This is a genomic window from Kocuria aegyptia (assembly GCF_039530085.1).
In the GTDB taxonomy this organism is placed as follows: Bacteria; Actinomycetota; Actinomycetes; order Actinomycetales; family Micrococcaceae; genus Kocuria; species Kocuria aegyptia.
This window is the reverse complement of sequence record NZ_BAAAOA010000038.1, coordinates 1-3,768: the sequence shown is the minus strand read 5'-3', so window position 1 is coordinate 3,768 and position 3,768 is coordinate 1. Positions and strand designations below refer to the sequence as shown.

General features: G+C 73.8%; 4 protein-coding genes and 1 pseudogene. 3 read left to right on the top strand and 2 right to left on the bottom strand.

The window, feature by feature from the left end:
* Together ABD220_RS14005 and ABD220_RS14000 are read left to right on the top strand one after the other, a co-directional pair.
* Positions 1-373: pseudogene (locus tag ABD220_RS14005) on the top strand (hypothetical protein); the annotation flags it as partial.
* Positions 374-444: 71 nt separating this feature from the next.
* A complete protein-coding gene (locus ABD220_RS14000) occupies positions 445-1,188 on the top strand; it encodes a putative hydro-lyase (protein WP_344123552.1) in 744 nt (247 codons plus the stop codon).
* On the opposite strand, the gene ABD220_RS13995 is transcribed toward ABD220_RS14000, so the two are convergent.
* Positions 1,151-1,885 carry a GntR family transcriptional regulator gene (locus tag ABD220_RS13995; RefSeq protein ID WP_344123551.1) on the bottom strand — a complete coding sequence of 245 codons (735 nt, stop codon included), beginning with the start codon at positions 1,883-1,885 and terminating at the stop codon, positions 1,151-1,153. The genes ABD220_RS14000 and ABD220_RS13995 overlap by 38 nt on opposite strands.
* A 112-nt stretch (positions 1,886-1,997) precedes the next feature.
* Here ABD220_RS13995 and ABD220_RS13990 point away from each other — a divergent pair, with 112 nt between their 5' ends.
* Positions 1,998-2,960, top strand: a complete 963-nt coding sequence (locus tag ABD220_RS13990) for an ABC transporter substrate-binding protein (protein ID WP_344123549.1) — start codon at positions 1,998-2,000, stop codon at positions 2,958-2,960.
* Positions 2,961-2,984: 24 nt separating this feature from the next.
* On the opposite strand, the gene ABD220_RS13985 is transcribed toward ABD220_RS13990, so the two are convergent.
* Positions 2,985-3,768 (bottom strand): biotin/lipoyl-containing protein (locus ABD220_RS13985; RefSeq protein WP_344123547.1); only part of this gene is annotated, 784 nt, incomplete at its 5' end.

Sequence of the window (3,768 nt, the reverse complement as noted above, 5' to 3'; positions counted from 1 at the left end):
CCTGATCCTGTGGGCGGCCTCCATCTCTTCGGTCATCGGTGCGGCCTACACCTCCGTCTCCTTCCTCACCACGTCCCGGACCAGGGACCGGACCCGGAACCTGATGACCGTCGCGTTCATCCTGGTCTCGGCCGCCGTGTTCGCCGTGCTGGGGCAGGCGCCGTCCACGCTGCTGATCGTGGCGGGAGCCGTGAACGGTCTCATCCTGCCGCTGGGCTTCGCGGTGCTGCTGTGGGTGGCCTGGCGCCGCCGGGAGCTGCTGGGCGGCTACGAGTACCCGACGTGGCTCGCGCTGATCGGAACCGTGGTGTGGCTGCTCACCCTCTTCCTGGGCTACCAGTCCCTCAGCGGCATCGCCGCGCTGTGGGTGTGAGCGCGGTGGGAGCGGTGGACACGCCGGCCCGGCAGGACCGGGCCGGCCTGGCCCCCGGCGCCGCCCGCGCGATGTTCCGCAGCGGCCTGGTCACACCCACGTCGGGCTGGTGCGACGGCTTCGCGCAGGCCAACCTGATCGTCGTCCCGAGGGACTGGGCCTTCGACGTCCTGCTCTTCGCCCAGCGCAACCCCCGGCCGTGCCCGGTGCTGGGCGTGCTCGAGGCCGGGGAGGTGACGGGGCCGCTGCTGGGCGGCGGTGACGTCCGCACCGACGTCCCGCTCTACACCGTCTACCGGGACGGCGAGGCCGCGGGCACCCGCACCGACCTGCTGGACGTGTGGCGCGAGGACCTCGTGACCTTCGCCCTCGGGTGCAGCTTCACCTTCGAGGCGGCCCTGCAGGAGGCGGGGATCCCGGTCGCCCACATCGAGCAGGGCGTCAACGTCCCGATGTACCGCACGAACGTCCCGTGCGCACCCGCCGGGCGGCTGTCCGGGCCGCTGGTCGTGTCCATGCGCCCGATCCCCGCCTCCCGGGTGGCCGACGCGGTGCGCATCACCTCCCGCTATCCCGCGGTGCACGGCGCCCCGGTGCACGTGGGGGCGCCCGGGGAGCTGGGGATCCGGGACCTCGCGGCCCCCGATCACGGGGACGCGGTGCGGATCCCGGACGGTCACGTCCCCGTGTTCTGGGCCTGCGGGGTGACGCCTCAGGCGGCGGTGCTCGAGTCCGGGGCGCCGTTCGCCCTCGGGCACGCCCCGGGGCACATGCTGGTCACGGACCTGCCCAACTGGCAGTACCAGGTGCCCTGACCGCGGCCGGCGGGGGGCCCTCCAGGACGTCGAGCAGCTGACGCCGGGAGGCCTCCAGGTAGTGGTGCATCTGCACGGCGGCCTCCTCGCGCCGGCCCTGCTCGAAGAGCTCGAGGATCCGGGCGTTGCGCTCGATGTAGGGTGCGTGGAAGGACGGGTCCTCCCGCATGGAGTGGAACACGAGCCGCATCTCCGCAAGGGTCCGGGACATCAGCTCGTCCTGGCGCACCGAGCCGGCCAGCTCCACGACGCCGCGGTGGAACCGCTGGTTCGCGTCGGCCATGCCGGGGACGTCCTGGCGGCGGTGGGCGGCACGGCCGTCCTCGACGGCGGCGTGCAGGGCCGGCTGCGGGGCGGGGGCGGACCAGCGCAGCGCCGAGGTCTCCAGCGCGAGCCGGACCCGGTGGATCTCCCGCACGGCGTCCGCGCCGGGCCGGGCCACCGAGACGCCGCGGTTGGGCACCCGGACCAGCAGGTTCTCCCCGACGAGGATCGTGAAGGCCTCGCGCAGGGTGTTGCGGGAGACCCGCAGCGCCTCGCTGACCCGGGCTTCCGAGAGCCGGGTGCCCGGGGGCAGGCGACCGGCGACCACGCCCTGGCGCAGCACGTCCACGGCCCACGGGATGGCCTCGCCCTGCGGGGCGGACCCGGCCTGCGCGACGGCCGCCATTAAGAACTCGTGCTCCACGGTGTTCATCAATCCACCATCCTGGCATCCCGGCGGCGCCGGGACGTGGCGGCACCCTGGTGGCAGGCCCGGGCCGTCCTCTAGGCTTTCAGGAATTCCGTCCCACTCCCTGGAGGCTTCGATGCAGAAGACCCGTGCAGCACTCGCCGCGGCGGCCGTCCTGACAGTGACCGCGTGCGGAGGAGGGGACTCCGGCGGAGGTGCGGCCCAGGACGGCGAGCTGACCACGGTCAGCGTGGGCGTCATCGCGAGCACCGACGTGGCGCCCCTCTACCTCGGGATCGAGCAGGGCTTCTTCGAGGAGGAGGGCCTGGAGCTCGACATCACCCAGGCCCAGGGCGGGGCGGCCATCGTCCCGTCCGTGGTCAGCGGGGAGATGGACTTCGGCTTCAGCAACGTGACATCGCTGATCGTCGCCCGGTCCCAGGGGCTGCCGCTGCAGATCATCGCCAACGCCAACAACTCCACCGGGGTCCAGGGCGAGGACTTCGCCGACGTCCTGGTGCGCGGGGACAGCGACATCCAGGACGCCGCGGACCTGGAGGGCCGGACCGTCGGCGTGAACACCCTGAACAACATCAGCGACACCACCATCCGCGCGGCGATCGAGGCGCAGGGCGGGGACCCCGGCGCCGTCGACTTCGTCGAGATCCCGCTGCCCGACATGCCCGCGGCCCTGGAGCGGGGCGAGGTGGACGCGATCGGCTCGATCGAGCCGTTCCGGACCATCGCCATGCAGGACGGGGCGCGCTCGGCGGTCTCCAACTACGCGTTCCCGATCGAGAACCTGACCGTGGCCGTGTACTTCACCACCGAGGACATGCTGGCCCAGGAGCCCGAGACCGTCGAGGCGTTCCAGGCGGCCATCGAGAAGTCGCTGCAGTTCGCGCAGGACAACCCCGACGAGGTCCGCGCCGTCCTGCCCAGCTACACGCAGCTCGACGAGGAGCTGATCGACCGGCTGGTCCTGCCCGCCTACCCCACCGAGGTGAACCGGCAGTCCGTGCAGGAGCTCGCGGACCTCGCCGTCCAGCACGGACTCATCGAGGAGGCCCCCGACCTGGACGAGCTGCTCCCCGAGTGACCGGCGGCCGGTGGCGGCGCCCGTTCAGGAGAGGCGGGCGAGCACCTGGTCGGCGGCCACCGCGTCCCCGGGGCTCGCCACGAGCTCCCGGACCGTCCCGGCCCGGGGCGCGGACACCCGGGTCTCGGTCTTCATGGCCTCCAGCACGGCGACGTCCTGGCCCGCCGCCACGGTGTCCTGCTCGGACACCAGCCACGAGACGAGCGTGCCGGCGAAGGGCGCCGTGACGGTGCCGTCGTCGGCGGGCTCCGCCCCCGCGGGGGCGGCCTCCCCGACAGGGGCTGCGCTCAGGGCCGCGGCGAGGGCGTCAGGGATCCCGATGCTCATCCGCCGGCCGTCCACGTCCACGGTGAAGCGGGTGCGGCCGGGCTGGTCCGCGCGGGCGTAGCCGGCGTCGGGGTCGAGCCGGCCGGCGAACTCGTCCTCGATCCAGGTGGTCCACACCCCGAGCTCCTCGTCCCCGGCGAAGGCGGGGGCGTCGAGCACGGCGCGGTGGAACGGGATCGTGGTGGCCACCCCGTGCACCCGCAGCTCCCGCAGGGCGGTGCGGGCCCGCACCAGCGCCTGCGCGCGGGTGGGCGCGCTGACCACGAGCTTGAGCAGCAGCGAGTCGAAGGTCGTGGCCACCCGGGTGCCGCGGTGCACCCCGGAGTCCACGCGCACGCCCGGGCCGGTCGGGGTGTCGACGGCCTCGACGGTGCCCCCGGAGGGCAGGAAACCGCGGCCGGGGTCCTCGGCGTTGACCCGGAACTCGAACGCGTGCCCGCGCGCGGGCGGGGTCTCGAGGACGGGCAGTGCCTCGCCGGCG

Coding starts and splice junctions, on each gene's coding strand:
- ABD220_RS13995 (WP_344123551.1), bottom strand. CDS start 1,885: ATGAACACCGTGGAGCACGAGTTCTTAATGGCGGCCGTCGCGCAGGCC.
- ABD220_RS13990 (WP_344123549.1), top strand. CDS start 1,998: ATGCAGAAGACCCGTGCAGCACTCGCCGCGGCGGCCGTCCTGACAGTG.
- ABD220_RS14000 (WP_344123552.1), top strand. CDS start 445: ATGTTCCGCAGCGGCCTGGTCACACCCACGTCGGGCTGGTGCGACGGC.